We start from the raw sequence: 15734 nt of genomic DNA on the forward strand, positions 1-15734 counted from the left end.
CCAAGGCCCGTCAGTTCAGCTTTTCTTCAGCGGCTTGACCAGGTGGTCAAGCCCTTCGATTTTAATCGCCAGCGTCATCTCCATCAGCATGCCGAGCTTGCCTTTGGGGAATTCGCCCTTGCGGGCGAACCACAGCAGGTACTCTTCGGGCAGATCGATCAGCACCCGTCCCTGGTACTTGCCGAACGGCATCACGGTATTGGCGATCTCCAGCAGGTTTTCCTTTTCCATCAGTCACCCAGCAGGCGGATCATCTCCGCTTCGTCGATCACGGCGATACCCAGCTCCTGCGCCTTCACCAGCTTGGAGCCGGCCGCTTCGCCGGCGATCACCAAATCGGTTTTCTTCGACACGCTGCCGCTGACCTTGGCGCCCAGCGCCGTCAGGCGATCTTTGGCCTCGTCGCGCGACAGCTGGCTCAGCGAGCCGGTCAGCACCACGGTTTTGCCGGCGAACGGGCTGTCTATCTCTTCGGCGACCACCACCACCGGCGCCGGCCAGTGAATGCCGATCTCGGCGCCCACCAGCTCGTTGATCACCTGCTGATTGAGCGCTTCATCAAGGAAATTGCGGGTGTGTTTGGCCACCACTTCGCCGACGTCCGGCACCTCTTTCAGCGCCTCGATATCGGCGGCGAACAGCTTCTCGAGCGATCCGAAATGCGCCGCCAGGTTGGCGGCGGTCGCCTCGCCAACCTCGCGAATGCCCAGCGCATACAGGAAACGGGCGAAGGTGGTCTGCTTGGATTTCTCCAGCGCATTGACCAGATTCTGCGCCGATTTCGGCCCCATGCGATCCAGGCCGGTCAGAATGCCGGCGGACAAGCGGAACAGATCGGCCGGGTTCTTCACGTACTCTTTGTCCACCAGCTGCTCGATGATCTTGTCGCCCATGCCTTCAACGTCCAGCGCGCGGCGGGAAACGAAGTGCTTCAACGCCTCTTTGCGCTGCGCGCCGCAGATAAGACCACCGGTGCAGCGCGCTACCGCCTCGCCTTCCACGCGCTCAACGTCGGAGCCGCACACCGGGCAATGCAGCGGGAACACCACTTCGCGCGCATCCTGTGGCCGGCGGTCTTCCAACACCCCCACCACCTGCGGGATCACGTCGCCGGCGCGGCGCACGATCACCGTATCGCCGATGCGCAGCCCCAGACGCTCAATTTCATCGGCGTTGTGCAAGGTGGCGTTGCTGACGGTCACCCCGGCCACCAGCACCGGCTCAAGACGCGCCACCGGCGTAATCGCGCCGGTGCGGCCAACCTGAAACTCCACTTCGCGCACTACGGTGATCTGCTCCTGCGCCGGGAATTTGAACGCCGTCGCCCAGCGCGGCGCACGCGCCACGAAGCCCAGCGTTTCCTGCAGATCGATATCGTCAATCTTGATCACCACGCCGTCAATGTCGAAACCGAGCTGCGCGCGGTCCTGCTCGACCTGGCGATAAAACGCCAGCACTTCCTCGCTGCCGGTGCGGCGCTGGGCGCGATCGCTGACCGGCAGGCCCCAGGCCTTGAACTGCATCAGGCGCTCAAAGTGGCTGCGCGGCAGTTCGCCGCCTTCCAGCAGGCCGACGCCGTAGCAGAAAAAGGTCAGCGGGCGTTTGGCGGTAATGCGCGGATCGAGCTGGCGCAGCGAGCCGGCGGCGGCGTTGCGCGGGTTGGCGAACACCTTGCCGTCTTTGCGCCGGGCTTCTTCGTTCATCTGTTCAAAACCGGCCTGCGGCATGAACACTTCCCCACGCACTTCCAGCCGGCGCGGGATGTTGTCCCCGGTCAGGCGCAGCGGAATGGCGCGAATGGTGCGCACGTTGGAGGTGATGTTTTCGCCGGTGGTGCCGTCGCCGCGCGTCGCCGCGCGCACCAGCTCGCCGTCTTCGTACAGCAGGCTGACCGCCAGGCCGTCCAGCTTCAGCTCGCAGCAGAAGGTCAGCGGATCGCTGCTTTTGAGCCTGTCCTGCACGCGCTTGTAAAACGCCAGGAAGCTTTCTTCGTCGAACACGTTGTCCAGCGACAGCATCGGCACTTCGTGGCGCACCTGGTCAAACGCCGCCAGCGGTGCGGCGCCCACGCGCTGGGTCGGCGAATCGGCGGTGATCAACGCCGGATGCGCGCTCTCCAGCTCGCGCAGTTCGCGCATCAGGCGGTCATATTCCGCATCCGGCACTTCCGGCGCATCCAGCACATGATACTGGTATTCATGATGGCGCAATGTGGCTCGTAGTTGATTGATTTGTTGGATTATCGATTCCATGGCTCACCATCAAAGATAAAAAACCCCCGGCTAGCGGGGGCTTTGTTGTTACGGATGTTCTGTGCGCGCGGCAACCCGGTCAGGCGTTGTTTTCCAACACTTCACGGATGCGCGCTTTGTAGGTTTCCAGCTTCTGCGGCGTCATCATGCGGCGCTCGTCGTCCAGCACCACGCCGCCCACGTCGTCGGCGATGCGCTGTGCCGACTGCAGCATCAGCTTGAAGTTCTGATTGGCGTCGCCGTAAGACGGCACCATCATGAACATCGACACGCCCGGCGTGGAGAAGTCGGACATCATGTCAGGATCGAACGATCCCGGCTTGACCATGTTCGCCAGGCTGAACAGCACCGGGCCGCTGCCGGCCGGGCTGATATGGCGGTGGAAGATGCCCATTTCGCCAAACTGGAAGCCGGCCTGCAACACGCTCTGCAGCAGCACTTCGCCGCCGATCACGCCGCCCTGGTGGGCCGCGACGTGCAGCACCAGCACGGTCTCTTTCAGTTTAGCCTGAATTGGCGCAGCCGCCGGCTGCGGTGCAGGTTCCGGCGCAGGCTTCACTTCCGGCGCTGGCTGCACAGGGGCCGGCTCGGCGTGGAATGCCGGTTCCGCCACCTGCGGCGCCTCATGTTCATGCGGCAGATCGTCGACGCGCGGCTCACGGCGCGCGGCCGGTTGCGGTTGCTGCGGTTCGGCCGGTTCTTCGTCCGGCGCGTAGTTGTTCAGCAGGATGTCATCATACTCCGGCCGCTGAGACAGCGGAGGCGGCGTCTGATGGGCAGCCGGCTGAACGGCGCGGGGCGCTGGCGCAGCCGCCTGAGCGGGCTTCGGCGCGGCCACGGGTTCTTCGCGTGCGGCATCGAAATGACCGAATGACGGCTCGTCTTGCGGGTGAGCGGCGCGTACGCGCACCTCACCGACGCCTTCTTCGAGATCGTCGATCGGAGTTTGTTCACGTTCCTTTTGGGAACGTTTGGCTGGGCGATCGCGGAAGAGCGCTGACCGTTCTTTGCGACTGGTCCACAGACCGTGCAATAACAGCGCTATTATGGCGATCGCGCCAACAACGATTAATATCAGACGCAAATCCTGCATCATTGCTATCTCTGTTGTTCCAATACATTGCCACCGCGGCAAACATTCACTCTTTAACTCTATTTGCCCGCGCACACAAGTGCAAGTCCGTGCTGAACTTTATGCCAATAAAGATGATTATACTGCCTTTTTCTGCTGGTTTTTCAGCCAACCCTACCCTAGCCAGTGGAAAATCATCCCTATATGATAATGATGCCTGTTCAGACAACGAGATAACTTAAGATATGTCCTATACGCAGCCCCCTTCCCGTTCGACCAGCGGCATTCACTATTTCGCCGAGGGTTGGCGCCTGATTTCGCGCCCGGGGATTAAACGCTATGTGGTCCTGCCGTTGCTGGTCAACGTGCTGCTGATGGGTTCCGCTTTCTGGTGGCTGTTCAGCCAACTCGGCGACTGGATCCCGGCGATGATGAGCCACGTTCCCGACTGGCTGCAATGGTTGAGCTACCTGCTGTGGCCGCTGGCGGTCATTTCGGTGCTGTTGGTGTTCAGCTATCTGTTCAGCACCATCACCAACCTGATCGCCGCGCCGTTCTGCGGCCTGCTGGCCGAGCAGCTCGAAGGCAGCCTGACCGGCAAACCGCTACCGGACACCGGCCTGCTCGGCATCGCCAAAGATTTGCCGCGCATCATGGCGCGCGAATGGCGCAAGTTGATGTATTACCTGCCGCGCGCGCTGCTGCTGCTGGCGCTGTACTTCGTGCCCGGCATCGGCCAGACGGTGGCGCCGGTGCTGTGGTTCCTGTTCAGCGCCTGGATGCTGGCGATCCAGTATTGCGACTACCCGTTCGACAACCACAAGGTGAGCTTTGCCGACATGCGCCGCGCCTTGCGCCAGCACAAACCCGCTAACCTGCAGTTCGGCGCGCTGGTCAGCCTGTTCACCATGATCCCGATCCTCAACCTGGTGATCCTGCCGGTCGCCGTCTGCGGCGCCACCGCCATGTGGGTCGATCGCTACCGCTCACAGTTCGTCCGATAACCGCCGCTTTTTACCGCCGATAGCGCGGGAATTTTCGACAGGGCGCGCATTTCGCGCCCTTATCATTGTGCTTAAAACTTATTTCCTAATAACATATAGATATACCAATTCTTTACTTCCCTGCCGGTACTGTTAGCGTATGCTTTCGATGTTCCCCACATTTTCATAGAGTTAAAGGACGGGCTATGAGCAAGATATATGAAGACAACTCATTAACAATCGGCCATACGCCGCTGGTTCGTCTGAACCGTATCGGCAACGGACGCATTCTGGCCAAGGTTGAATCACGCAACCCGAGCTTCAGCGTCAAATGCCGCATCGGTGCCAATATGATTTGGGATGCGGAACAACGCGGCGTGTTGACCGCCGGCAAAGAGCTGGTGGAGCCGACCAGCGGCAACACCGGCATCGCGCTGGCCTTCGTTGCCGCCGCACGCGGTTACAAGCTGACGCTGACCATGCCGGAAACCATGAGCATCGAGCGCCGCAAGCTGCTCAAGGCGCTGGGCGCCAATCTGGTGCTGACCGAAGGGGCGAAAGGCATGAAAGGCGCCATCGCCAAAGCGGAAGAGATCGTCGCCACCGATCCGAATCGTTACCTGATCCTGCAACAGTTCAGCAACCCGGCCAACCCGGCGATCCATGAAAAAACCACCGGCCCGGAAATCTGGGAAGACACCGACGGCGACGTCGACGTATTCATCTCCGGCGTCGGCACCGGCGGCACGCTGACCGGCGTCAGCCGCTACATCAAGAACACCAAAGGCAAGGCCATCACCACCGTGGCGGTCGAGCCGACCGACTCGCCGGTCATCAGCCAGGCGCTGGCCGGTGAAGAGCTGAAACCGGGCCCGCACAAGATCCAGGGCATCGGCGCCGGCTTCATTCCGGGCAACCTCGATCTGGACCTGGTGGATCGCGTCGAGAAAGTCTCCAACGACGAGGCCATCAGCATGGCGCGCCGCCTGATGGACGAAGAAGGCATCCTGGCGGGCATTTCCTCCGGCGCAGCGGTCGCGGCGGCGGTGAAACTGGCCGAAGAACCGGCGTTCGCCGACAAGACCATCGTGGTGATCCTGCCCTCTTCCGGCGAACGTTACCTGAGCACCGCGCTGTTCGCCGATCTGTTCACCGAGCAGGAATTGCAGCAGTAATTCCGCCACTGCACAAATCGCTAAAAAAGCACCCTGCGGGGTGCTTTTTTGTGGACTGGATCAAACTTTATAGCAGTCCAAGATTGCTTTTGCCCGCCGGCTTTAGTATTTAACGGTGCATTATTTCGATGCGCAAAATTAATCCCCCCTGAGCCCGGTCAAGGCTGAATCGATTTACTCATCTGTCGCCGACGCGGCGAATCGGGCATAATGGGGAGCGGATTGGAACGACGTCTAAAGCCGAGTTTTTTGATCTGAAGTGCCTAACGCGTCGTTTTCTGTTGCATCAACGTTCGCCCCTGTCCATAGTCAGGCGCTATAACCAGACAAGCTAAAGTCAGGCCCCTGGGCTAAACTTTAGCTCCACAACATTAATCCAATAAGTTGGGGAAACATCAATGTTCCAGCAAGAAGTTACTATTACCGCTCCGAATGGTCTGCATACTCGCCCTGCCGCTCAGTTCGTTAAAGAAGCCAAAGGCTTCGCGTCTGACATCACCGTGACCTCCAACGGCAAAAGCGCCAGCGCTAAAAGCCTGTTCAAACTGCAAACTCTGGGGCTGACTCAAGGGACCGTAGTGACAATCTCCGCTGAAGGTGAAGACGAGCAGAAAGCCGTTGAGCACTTGGTAAAACTGATGGCAGAGCTTGAGTAATCGGCCCGTCTTTTTAGTTAACACCAGTCAAGAGTAAGGTAGGGTTATGATTTCAGGCATTTTAGTATCACCGGGCATCGCTTTTGGTAAGGCTCTCTTGCTGAAAGAAGACGACATCGTCATCAACCGGAAGAAAATCTCTGCTGATCAAGTAGAGCAGGAAGTCTCGCGTTTTCTGGCCGGCCGCGCGAAAGCGTCCGAACAGCTGGAAGCGATCAAGACCAAAGCTGGCGAAACCTTCGGCGAAGAGAAGGAAGCTATCTTCGAAGGCCACATCATGTTGCTGGAAGACGAAGAGCTTGAGCAGGAAATCATAGCCCTAATCAAAGACGATCTGGCCTCCGCAGACGCCGCCGCCTACACCGTGATCGAAGGTCAGGCGAAAGCGCTGGAAGAGCTGGACGACGAGTACCTGAAAGAACGCGCCGCCGACGTGCGCGACATCGGCAAGCGCCTGCTGCAGAATATTCTGGGCATGCCGATCGTCGATCTGGGCTCCATTCAGGACGAAGTGATCCTGGTGGCCACCGATCTGACCCCGTCCGAGACCGCGCAGCTGAACCTGGACAAAGTGCTGGGCTTCATTACCGATCTCGGCGGCCGGACTTCCCACACCTCTATCATGGCGCGCTCCCTGGAGCTGCCGGCGATCGTCGGCACCAGCGACGTGACCAAGCAGGTGAAGAACGACGACTACCTGATTCTGGATGCGGTTAACAACCAGATTTACGTTAACCCGACTGCTGACGTTATCGATCAGCTGAAAGCCGCCCAGAACCAATACATCACCGAGAAAAACGATCTGGCCAAGCTGAAGGACCTGCCGGCGATTACGCTGGACGGCCATCAGGTTGAAGTCTGCGCCAACATCGGCACCGTGCGCGACGTCGCGGGTGCAGAGCGCAACGGCGCGGAAGGCGTCGGCCTGTATCGTACCGAATTCCTGTTCATGGACCGCGACTCGCTGCCGACCGAAGACGAGCAGTTCCAGGCTTATAAAGCCGTGGCGGAAGCCATGGGCTCGCAGGCCGTGATCGTCCGCACCATGGACATCGGCGGCGACAAAGACCTGCCGTACATGAATCTGCCGAAGGAAGAGAACCCGTTCCTCGGCTGGCGCGCCATCCGCATCGCGATGGACCGCCGTGAAATCCTGCACGCCCAGCTGCGCGCCATCCTGCGCGCCTCGGCGTTCGGCAAACTGCGCATCATGTTCCCGATGATCATCTCCGTGGAGGAAGTGCGCGATCTGAAAGGCGAAATCGAGACGCTGAAGGCGCAGCTGCGCGAAGAAGGCAAGGCGTTTGACGAGAGCATCGAAGTGGGCGTGATGGTGGAAACACCGGCTGCGGCGGTCATCGCTCACCACCTGGCGAAAGAAGTCGACTTCTTTAGTATTGGGACAAACGATCTAACCCAGTATACTCTGGCGGTAGATCGCGGCAACGAGCTGATTTCTCATCTCTATAACCCGATGTCCCCATCAGTGCTAGGCCTGATCAAACAGGTTATTGATGCATCTCACGCGGAAGGCAAGTGGACCGGCATGTGCGGCGAACTGGCTGGCGATGAGCGTGCTACACTGTTGTTATTGGGCATGGGGCTGGATGAGTTCAGCATGAGTGCGATTTCAATCCCGCGCATCAAGAAAATTATTCGTAACACGAATTTCGAAGATGTGAAGGCGTTGGCAGCGCAGGCCTTGGCACAGCCAACGGCACAAGACCTGATGAATTGCGTCAATAAATTCATCGAAGAAAAAACGCTCTGCTAAACTTCCACGACACTGGAACGCCGCCCAATTTAATGCTTAGGAGAAGATCATGGGTTTGTTCGATAAACTGAAATCTCTGGTTTCTGATGACAAGAAAGACACGGGCACTATCGAGATCGTCGCTCCCCTTTCTGGCGAAATCGTCAATATCGAAGATGTGCCGGACGTAGTGTTCGCTGAAAAAATCGTTGGCGACGGTATCGCCATCAAACCGGCCGGCAACAAAATGGTTGCTCCGGTTGACGGCACCATCGGCAAGATTTTCGAAACCAACCATGCATTCTCTATCGAATCCGACAGCGGCATTGAGCTGTTCGTCCACTTCGGCATCGATACCGTAGAACTGAAAGGCGAAGGCTTCAAACGCATCGCCGAAGAAGGCCAGCGCGTCAAGAAAGGTGACGTGGTTATCGAGTTCAACCTGCCACTGCTGGAAGAGAAAGCCAAGTCTACCCTGACGCCGGTCGTTATCTCCAACATGGACGAGATCAAAGAGCTGATCAAACTGTCCGGCAGCGTGACCGTTGGCGAAACCCCGATCATCCGCATCAAGAAGTAAGCGCGGATGAGCAAGAAAAACGGCGCCCTCGGCGCCGTTTTTTTTATCCCCTTCGTCGTATCCCAATTTCGCTACGTTATGACGGCCAGCGCGGGATACGCAGGGTAATGACCAGGCCTTCTTTATCGCCGTTGCGCGCCTCAACCTGGCCGCCGTGCGCCAGCACCACCTTGCGGGTAATCGCCAGCCCCAGGCCGTAGCCCTTGCCCGACAGCGCCGACTTCACGCGCACGAACGGATCGAAGATGCTCGACAGCTTCGCCTCCTCGACCCCCGGCCCCTGATCGCTGACGGCGATCTGGAACTGGTTATCGACGCGCGTCAGCGCTACCGTCACCCGCTGGCCGTGGCTGGAAAAGCGCAACGCATTGCGCACGATGTTGTCCACCGCACGCCGCATCAGCTCCGCATTGCCCTTGACGGTGTACTCCACGTCCGATTCGGCCTGCAGCACGATCTCCACACCGGGCACCTGCGCCTCGTAGCGCGCATCGCTCACCACCGCGTCCACTAACCCATAGAGATCGAAATACTCTTCGTCCGGCAGGCTGCTGTGTTCGGTACGCGACAACGCCAGCAGCTCGCCGATCATTTTGTCCAGCCGCCCCGACTCGTGTTCGATGCGCTTGAGCGAGGTTTCGACATTGCCGGCATTCTGCCGCGCCAGACCGATCGCCAGCTGCAGGCGCGCCAGCGGCGAACGCAGCTCATGCGAAACGTCGTGCAACAGCTGCTCGCGGGCGCTGACCAGCAGCTCCAGCCGCTCGGCCATGGTGTCGAAATCGCGCGCCACGTCGGACAGCTCGTCATGGCGGCGCCGCATTTTCGGAAACAGCCGCACCGAGAGATCGCCCTGCGCCACCCGATCCAGGCCGCCGCGCAGCTGACGCATCGGCCGGGTCAGGTTCCAGGCCAGCACGGCGCTGAACAGCAAACCGCCCAGCCCGCCGACCCACAGCATCGGCGCAGGAATGTTGAAGAAGTGGGAACGCCGCTCCGGCCGATACTCTTCCCGCAACGCGCGCACGTTATAACTCAGCCAGTATCCCTGCCCTTCCCCGGTCTGCACCCAGGCAGAGATCTCTTTCGGCATCCGCCGCCCTTCAAACGCCTGTTCTTCCGGCGCGGGCGGCGGCGGTTGGGTCATCGGCGTCACCGACAGCAAACGCCTGTCGTCCTCGGGCCAGTCGCGCATCAGGGCTTCCAGCGCCGGCATGCCACCGCTGCGCAACTGGGTGGCGGCCGCGGCCAGCTGCAGGCCGATCACCCGCCGCGCCATGGCGTTCTCCGGCGGCACATAGCGATCGCCATAGAGAGAAAACGCCACCCACAGCGCCTGCGTCATGATGAGGAAAGTCAGCCAAAAGCCGAGCAAAATTTTCCAGAACAGTCTTCCACGCATATCAGGTTACCGAATGCGATAGCCGATGCTGCGCACCGTCTCGATAATGAGCTTACTGCCGGCCAACGCGCTCAGCTTCTGGCGGATATTGCTGATGTGCACGTCCACGCTGCGGTCATAGGCCTCGCGCGGGCGCCCCAGCCCCTTCTCGGACAGTTCGTCCTTCGACACCACGCGATCCGGCGCACGCAGCAACAGCTCCAGCAGATTGAATTCCGAAGCGGTCAGATCAAACGCCTTGCCGCGCCATTCGCTGCTGCGGGTTGAAGGGTTCAGCGTCAGCTCGCCGAAGCTGATGGCGGCCTCGTCGTCCGCCTCCTGCGGCCGCTCTTCGAACCGGCGCAGCACCGCGCGCAGACGCGCCACCAGTTCGCGCGGGTAGCACGGCTTGGGCATGTAATCGTCGGCGCCCATCTCCAGGCCAATCACCCGATCGATGTTGTCGCCTTTGGCGGTCAGCATGATGATCGGCAGCCGGCTCTTTTTACGCACGTCGCGCAGCACGTCGATGCCGCTCATGTCCGGCAGCATGATATCGAGGATCATCGCGGTATAGTCGCCCGACAGCGCGCCCTCTACTCCCGCCTTGCCGGTCAGCACCAGCGTGGCGTCGAAGCCTTCGCCCGTCAGGTATTCGCTCAGCATGGTGCCAAGCTCCAGGTCATCGTCGACCAGTAAAATTTTCATGCCTTGCTCCTTCACCGATTTTCGTTATTTTCCCGCCAATTCCGCCGGCCCGCAGCCGGTTTTACTCAATCCTTACACATCGCCGTTCGCGTCTCGCCACCGTTAGTGTGGCTGCTGTCGCGCGATTTCTCTACTTCTGTCAGGGCATTGGCATGCAGGCAGGCGCCAGCCGCCATGCTGGCGGGGCGGATATGCCGTCGGTCAAAAGGGAAGTGCGAAGGGGTTTCCCGGCGGAACGCGCCGCCGGGAGGGCACATTCAGTCGAACACGCCGGTGGAGAGGTAACGGTCACCGCGATCGCAGACGATCGCCACCACGACGCTGCCGGGGTGGGCCGCCGCGACGCGCAGGGCGCCGGCCACCGCGCCGCCGGAGCTGACGCCGCAGAAGATGCCTTCACGCTGTGCCAGCTGGCGCATGGTCTGCTCGGCATCGCGCTGCTCGATATCCAGCACCTGATCCACCAGCTCCGGGCGGAAAATGCCCGGCAGGTAAGCGGGCGCCCAACGGCGAATGCCGGGGATGCTGCTGCCTTCCGCCGGCTGCAGGCCGATGATCTGCACCTGCGGATTCTGGCTCTTCAGGTAACCGCCTACGCCGGTAATGGTGCCGGTGGTGCCCATGCTGGAAACAAAGTGGGTGATGCGCCCTTCGGTCTGGCGCCAGATCTCCGGGCCGGTGGTGGTGAAGTGGGCGTAGGGGTTGTCGAGGTTGTTGAACTGGTCCAGCACCTTGCCCTGCCCCTGACGCTGCATCTCCAGCGCCAGATCGCGCGCCCCTTCCATTCCCTGCTCACGGCTGATCAGGATCAGCTCGGCGCCGTAGGCGCGCATCGCCGCCTGCCGCTCCAGGCTCATGTTCTCCGGCATCAGCAGCTTCAGCGTATAGCCTTTGAGCGCGGCGATCATCGCCAGCGCAATGCCGGTGTTGCCGCTGGTGGCCTCGATCAGCACGTCGCCGGGCTTGATCTCGCCGCGCAGCTCCGCCTGCTGGATCATCGCCAACGCAGCTCGATCCTTCACCGAGCCCGCCGGGTTATTGCCTTCCAGTTTGACCCATACCTCGCTGCCCGCCTGGGCGGCCAGCCGTTGCAGTTGTACCAGCGGGGTATTCCCGATGCATTGTTCGAGCGTTGTCACGATCTTTGCCTGTGTGTTGGTGTGCGTAAAGTAAAAAGGCAACCCGGGGGTTGCCTTGAATAAAAGGGCAGCTAAAACCTATCAGGCGCTTTTGGCTAACGCAACAGGTTGCAGCAGTTGATCGCCGGCATACAGCCGCGCATTGAGGCTGCCGACGTAATAACGGCCGCCGCGCACCGGGGTTGGGTTGCCTTCCGGCAACACCACGCCGATCGGCTCCTGATGCCAGCCGATTGGCTGCACCGTCAACTGCCAGAAGTGGCCACGCGGGCTGACTTCCAGCACCTGCACCGGCAGCGGGCAGCGCTCGCTGCTTTCGGTCGCCACTTCCATTTCCCACGGGCGCAGGAACAGATCGACGCTGCCCTGGTGCATCGGCTGGAACGACAGCGGCCACTGGTGCGCGCCGACGAACAGCTGGGAGCCGCGGATCTCACCGTTCAGGCGGTTCACTTCCCCCATGAACTCCAGCACGAAGCGGCTGGCCGGTTCGCGCATGATCTCTTCCGGCGAGCCTACCTGTTCGATATTGCCCTGGCTCATCACCACGATGCGGTCGGCCACTTCCATCGCCTCTTCCTGATCGTGGGTGACGAACACGCTGGTGAACTTCAGCTCTTCGTGCAGCTGACGCAGCCAGCGGCGCAGCTCTTTGCGCACCTGCGCATCCAACGCGCCGAACGGTTCGTCCAGCAGCAGAATTTGCGGTTCCACCGCCAGGGCGCGCGCCAACGCCACGCGCTGTTTCTGGCCGCCGGACAGCTGCGACGGATAGCGGTTGGCCAGGTGGGCCAGCTGCACCATTTCCAGCAGCTGGGTGACTTTCTGTTTGATCGCCGCGGCGTTCGGGCGCTCGCGACGCGGCAGCACGGTCAGGCCGAAGGCGATGTTGTCGAACACCGTCATATGGCGGAACAGCGCATAGTGCTGAAACACGAAGCCCACGCGCCTGTCGCGCGCGTGCATGTGGCTGACGTCAGTGCCGTGGAAGCCCAGCTTGCCGCCGCTCTGGCTTTCCAGCCCGGCGATAATGCGCAGCAGCGTGGTCTTGCCGGAGCCGGACGGCCCGAGCAGCGCCACCATCTCGCCGGAAGCAATATCGAGCGAGATATCGTTCAATACCTTGGTGCGACCGAAGTACTTGTTGATGCCGTTAATCTCAATGCTCATGATTTTCCTCCCGCTCGAGACGCGCATTTTGACGTTCCAGACGCCACTGCAGCGCGCTCTTCAAAAATAGGGTAACGATCGCCATCAGGGTCAACAGCGCGGCGGCGGTAAAGGAGCCGACGGTGTTGTAATCCTGCTGCAACAGCTCGACCTGCAGCGGCAGGCTGTAGGTTTCGCCGCGAATCGAACCGGACACCACCGACACCGCGCCGAACTCGCCGATGGCGCGCGCGTTGGTCAGCACCACGCCATACAGCAGCGCCCAGCGAATGTTGGGCAGCGTCACGCGGCGGAACATTTGCCAGCCGGACGCCCCCAGCAGAATGGCGGCCTCGTCTTCCTGGCTGCCCTGGCTGAGCATCATCGGCACCAGCTCGCGCACCACGAAGGGGCAGGTGACGAAAATGGTCACCAACACCATGCCCGGCCAGGAGAACATGATCTGGATGTTATGCGCATCCAGCCAGCCGCCCAGCAGGCCGTTGCTGCCGTAAAACAGCAGGTAAATCAGCCCCGCCACCACCGGTGAAACGGCGAACGGGATATCGATCAGCGTCAGCAGCAGCTGGCGGCCGGGGAAAGTGAAGCGCGTCACCAGCCACGCCAGCAACGTGCCGAACACCAGGTTGAACGGCACGGTGATCAGCGCGATCAACACCGTCAGCCAAATGGCGTGCAGCATGTCCGGATCGAGCAAGTTGCTCCACATCGCGCCGAATCCTTTGGAAAAGGCCTCGGCGAAAATCGATATCATCGGCACCACCAGCAGCAGCACCGAGAACAGCGCGCCGATGGCGATCAGCGTCCACTTGCCCCAGTTGACGCGCGGGCGCTCGGCGCCGTTGAAGGCGGAAACATCAGCCATCAGTGCCCTCCTCCCAAACGTCTGCCGAAGCGGCTTTGCAAGACGTTAATGCTGAACAGCAGCAGCAGCGACGCCGCCAGGATCACCGAGGCGATGGCGCTGGCCGCCGGGTAATCGAACTCCTGCAAACGCACAAAAATCATCAGCGAGGTCACTTCCGTCTTCCAGGCGATGTTGCCGGCGATGAAAATCACCGCGCCAAACTCGCCCAGGCTGCGGGTAAAGGAGATGGCGGTGCCGGCCAGCAGCGCCGGCGCCACCTCAGGCAATACCACACGGCGGAAGCTCTGCCAGCGCGTGGCGCCCAGCGTCTCGGCCGCCTCTTCGTATTCCGGCCCCAGCTCTTCCAGAACCGGTTGCACGGTGCGCACCACAAACGGCAGGCTGGTGAACGCCATCGCTACCGCGATCCCAAGCCAGGTAAAGGTGACCTTGATGTCGAAGTGCGCCAGCCACTGACCGTACCAGCCGGTGGTGGAAAACAGCCCCGCCAGCGTCAGGCCGGCCACCGCGGTCGGCAGCGCGAACGGCAGATCGATCAGGCCATCCAGCAGCGAGCGGCCGGGAAAACGGTAGCGCGTCAGGATCCAGGCCATCAGCATGCCGAACACCGCGTTGAACAGGCTGGCGACGCCGGCCGCCAGCAGCGTCACTTTATACGCCGCCACCACCTGCGGGTTGGAAATCACTTCCCAGTATTGCGCCAGGCTCATCTGCGCCAGCTGCATCACCAGCGCGCTGAGCGGCAGCAGCAGGATCAAACAGGTATAAAACAGGCTGCTGCCGAGGCTGAGGCCAAATCCGGGCAGCACCCGCTTACTGGACGACAACGCCAACATTTACTTGCGCCCTGCCGCTAACAGCTGATCCAGCTCGCCGCCGGTGGCGAAGTGGGCTTTCATCACCTGCGGCCAGCCGCCGAATTGATCTTCCACGCGGAACAGTTGGGTGTCCGGGAATTGCCCCTTCGCCGCCGCCATCGCTTTCTGGTCATACACGCGATAGTAGAAACTGGTGATCACCTGCTGCGCCGCCGGGCTGTAGAGATAGTTCAGATAGGCTTTGGCCGCCTGTTCGGTGCCGTTGCGCTCGACGTTTTTGTCGATCCAGGCCACCGGGAACTCCGCCAGAATATCGACCGGCGGCACGATCACTTCGTACTTGTCTTCACCGTATTGCTTGCGGATGTTGTTCACTTCGGACTCGAAGCTGATCAGCACGTCGCCCAAGCCGCGCTCAACGAAGGTGGTGGTCGCGCCGCGGCCGCCGGTATCGAACACCAGCACGTTTTTCAGGAAGCGGGTCATGAAGGCGCGGGTCTTGGCCGCGTCGTTGCCGTCGGCCTGGCTGGCGGCGCCCCAGGCGGCCAGATAGGTGTAACGGCCGTTGCCGGAGGTTTTCGGGTTCGGGAACACCAGCTTCACGTCGTCGCGCACCAGATCGTTCCAGGTGTGGATGCCCTTCGGGTTATCCTTGCGCACCAGAAACGCCATGGTGGAATAGAACGGCGAACTGTTGTTCGGCAGGCGCGCCTGCCAGTCCGCCGGGATCAGCTGCCCGCGATCGTGCAGGATTTGCACGTCGGTGACCTGGTTATACGTCACCACGTCGGCGCGCAAACCCTGCAGGATCGCCAGCGCCTGCTTCGACGAGCCGGCATGCGATTGTTTGATGGTCAGCTTATCGTTCGGATGCTGTTGATTCCACTGCTGTTCAAAGCCGGGATTCAGCGCGACGAACAATTCACGGGAAACGTCATAAGAGCTGTTCAGCAATTCCGCCGCCGACGCGGCGCCGCTCGCCAACAGCGCAGCCGCCAGCCAACCTTTCAGCACGAGATTTTTAACCCGGTTTTGTTTCATTCTGCACCTTATCACTGAGTCATTCCTTCAGGCTTTCGCCTTATTGACGACCAGTGTATTTATAACTCGGTGCGGAGCTGTAACGCTTTTATATACCGTTTAGTGATTTACAAGCATCAAACGCTATAAGGCAGGGAA

General features: G+C 60.7%; 15 protein-coding genes. 5 read left to right on the forward strand and 10 right to left on the reverse strand.

Translation table 11 applies throughout. The annotated features are described in order from the left end of the window. Positions 1–15: 15 nt before the first annotated feature. The 3 genes from SSARUM2_RS17680 to zipA all read right to left on the reverse strand — a co-directional run bounded on the left by SSARUM2_RS17680 (position 16) and on the right by zipA (position 3348). The gene (locus SSARUM2_RS17680; RefSeq protein WP_004936441.1) at positions 16–231 is read right to left on the reverse strand and encodes a DUF3820 family protein; all 216 of its coding nucleotides are present in this window, start codon (positions 229–231) and stop codon (positions 16–18) included. Next, positions 231–2252, reverse strand: coding sequence for an NAD-dependent DNA ligase LigA (gene ligA, locus SSARUM2_RS17685; protein ID WP_060452499.1), 2022 nt, complete (start codon positions 2250–2252; stop codon positions 231–233). Before ligA ends, SSARUM2_RS17680 begins: the two co-directional genes overlap by 1 nt. Before the next feature lie 79 nt (positions 2253–2331). Further along, a complete protein-coding gene (gene zipA / locus SSARUM2_RS17690) occupies positions 2332–3348 on the reverse strand; it encodes a cell division protein ZipA (protein ID WP_060452498.1) in 1017 nt (338 codons plus the stop codon). 221 nt (positions 3349–3569) lie between these two features. Between zipA and cysZ the strand changes: the two genes are divergently transcribed. From cysZ to crr, 5 genes are all read left to right on the forward strand, one after another. Continuing rightward, entirely contained in the window at positions 3570–4328 is a 759-nt protein-coding gene (gene cysZ, locus SSARUM2_RS17695) for a sulfate transporter CysZ (RefSeq protein ID WP_033635453.1), read from the forward strand. 185 nt (positions 4329–4513) lie between these two features. Next, a complete protein-coding gene (gene cysK, locus SSARUM2_RS17700) occupies positions 4514–5482 on the forward strand; it encodes a cysteine synthase A (RefSeq protein ID WP_033635454.1) in 969 nt (322 codons plus the stop codon). A 398-nt stretch (positions 5483–5880) separates the two neighbouring features. Beyond that, positions 5881–6138 carry a phosphocarrier protein Hpr gene (gene ptsH / locus SSARUM2_RS17705; RefSeq protein WP_033635455.1) on the forward strand — a complete coding sequence of 86 codons (258 nt, stop codon included), beginning with the start codon at positions 5881–5883 and terminating at the stop codon, positions 6136–6138. A 46-nt stretch (positions 6139–6184) separates the two neighbouring features. Further along, a complete protein-coding gene (gene ptsI, locus SSARUM2_RS17710) occupies positions 6185–7912 on the forward strand; it encodes a phosphoenolpyruvate-protein phosphotransferase PtsI (protein WP_004936461.1) in 1728 nt (575 codons plus the stop codon). A 49-nt stretch (positions 7913–7961) separates the two neighbouring features. Beyond that, positions 7962–8471 carry a PTS glucose transporter subunit IIA gene (gene crr, locus SSARUM2_RS17715; RefSeq protein ID WP_004936467.1) on the forward strand — a complete coding sequence of 170 codons (510 nt, stop codon included), beginning with the start codon at positions 7962–7964 and terminating at the stop codon, positions 8469–8471. A 76-nt stretch (positions 8472–8547) separates the two neighbouring features. On the opposite strand, the gene SSARUM2_RS17720 is transcribed toward crr, so the two are convergent. The 7 genes from SSARUM2_RS17720 to SSARUM2_RS17750 form a co-directional block, all read right to left on the reverse strand. Then, entirely contained in the window at positions 8548–9873 is a 1326-nt protein-coding gene (locus SSARUM2_RS17720) for an ATP-binding protein (protein ID WP_049233571.1), read from the reverse strand. Between the two features lie 6 nt (positions 9874–9879). Continuing rightward, the gene (locus SSARUM2_RS17725) at positions 9880–10560 is read right to left on the reverse strand and encodes a response regulator transcription factor (protein ID WP_033635459.1); all 681 of its coding nucleotides are present in this window, start codon (positions 10558–10560) and stop codon (positions 9880–9882) included. A 257-nt stretch (positions 10561–10817) separates the two neighbouring features. After that, positions 10818–11699: a cysteine synthase CysM gene (gene cysM, locus SSARUM2_RS17730; RefSeq protein ID WP_049213203.1), complete on the reverse strand. Its 882-nt coding sequence runs from the start codon at positions 11697–11699 to the stop codon at positions 10818–10820. Between the two features lie 81 nt (positions 11700–11780). Further along, positions 11781–12869: a sulfate/thiosulfate ABC transporter ATP-binding protein CysA gene (cysA, locus tag SSARUM2_RS17735; protein ID WP_033635460.1), complete on the reverse strand. Its 1089-nt coding sequence runs from the start codon at positions 12867–12869 to the stop codon at positions 11781–11783. After that, positions 12859–13734 (reverse strand): sulfate/thiosulfate ABC transporter permease CysW, encoded by an 876-nt coding sequence (gene cysW, locus SSARUM2_RS17740; RefSeq protein WP_033635461.1) that lies wholly within the window; start codon positions 13732–13734, stop codon positions 12859–12861. Before cysW ends, cysA begins: the two co-directional genes overlap by 11 nt. Further along, positions 13734–14573: a sulfate/thiosulfate ABC transporter permease CysT gene (gene cysT / locus SSARUM2_RS17745; protein WP_004936486.1), complete on the reverse strand. Its 840-nt coding sequence runs from the start codon at positions 14571–14573 to the stop codon at positions 13734–13736. Before cysT ends, cysW begins: the two co-directional genes overlap by 1 nt. Next, entirely contained in the window at positions 14574–15596 is a 1023-nt protein-coding gene (locus tag SSARUM2_RS17750; RefSeq protein WP_043147795.1) for a sulfate ABC transporter substrate-binding protein, read from the reverse strand. Positions 15597–15734: the final 138 nt, after the last annotated feature.

Source organism: Serratia sp. K-E0102, from assembly GCF_029962625.1.
Taxonomy (GTDB): Bacteria; Pseudomonadota; Gammaproteobacteria; order Enterobacterales; family Enterobacteriaceae; genus Serratia; species Serratia sarumanii.

Coding starts and splice junctions, on each gene's coding strand:
- cysW (WP_033635461.1), bottom strand. CDS start 13,734: ATGGCTGATGTTTCCGCCTTCAACGGCGCCGAGCGCCCGCGCGTCAAC.
- ptsH (WP_033635455.1), top strand. CDS start 5,881: ATGTTCCAGCAAGAAGTTACTATTACCGCTCCGAATGGTCTGCATACT.
- zipA (WP_060452498.1), bottom strand. CDS start 3,348: ATGATGCAGGATTTGCGTCTGATATTAATCGTTGTTGGCGCGATCGCC.
- cysA (WP_033635460.1), bottom strand. CDS start 12,869: ATGAGCATTGAGATTAACGGCATCAACAAGTACTTCGGTCGCACCAAG.
- cysK (WP_033635454.1), top strand. CDS start 4,514: ATGAGCAAGATATATGAAGACAACTCATTAACAATCGGCCATACGCCG.
- ptsI (WP_004936461.1), top strand. CDS start 6,185: ATGATTTCAGGCATTTTAGTATCACCGGGCATCGCTTTTGGTAAGGCT.
- ligA (WP_060452499.1), bottom strand. CDS start 2,252: ATGGAATCGATAATCCAACAAATCAATCAACTACGAGCCACATTGCGC.
- SSARUM2_RS17680 (WP_004936441.1), bottom strand. CDS start 231: ATGGAAAAGGAAAACCTGCTGGAGATCGCCAATACCGTGATGCCGTTC.
- SSARUM2_RS17750 (WP_043147795.1), bottom strand. CDS start 15,596: ATGAAACAAAACCGGGTTAAAAATCTCGTGCTGAAAGGTTGGCTGGCG.
- crr (WP_004936467.1), top strand. CDS start 7,962: ATGGGTTTGTTCGATAAACTGAAATCTCTGGTTTCTGATGACAAGAAA.
- SSARUM2_RS17725 (WP_033635459.1), bottom strand. CDS start 10,560: ATGAAAATTTTACTGGTCGACGATGACCTGGAGCTTGGCACCATGCTG.
- cysZ (WP_033635453.1), top strand. CDS start 3,570: ATGTCCTATACGCAGCCCCCTTCCCGTTCGACCAGCGGCATTCACTAT.
- cysT (WP_004936486.1), bottom strand. CDS start 14,573: ATGTTGGCGTTGTCGTCCAGTAAGCGGGTGCTGCCCGGATTTGGCCTC.
- SSARUM2_RS17720 (WP_049233571.1), bottom strand. CDS start 9,873: ATGCGTGGAAGACTGTTCTGGAAAATTTTGCTCGGCTTTTGGCTGACT.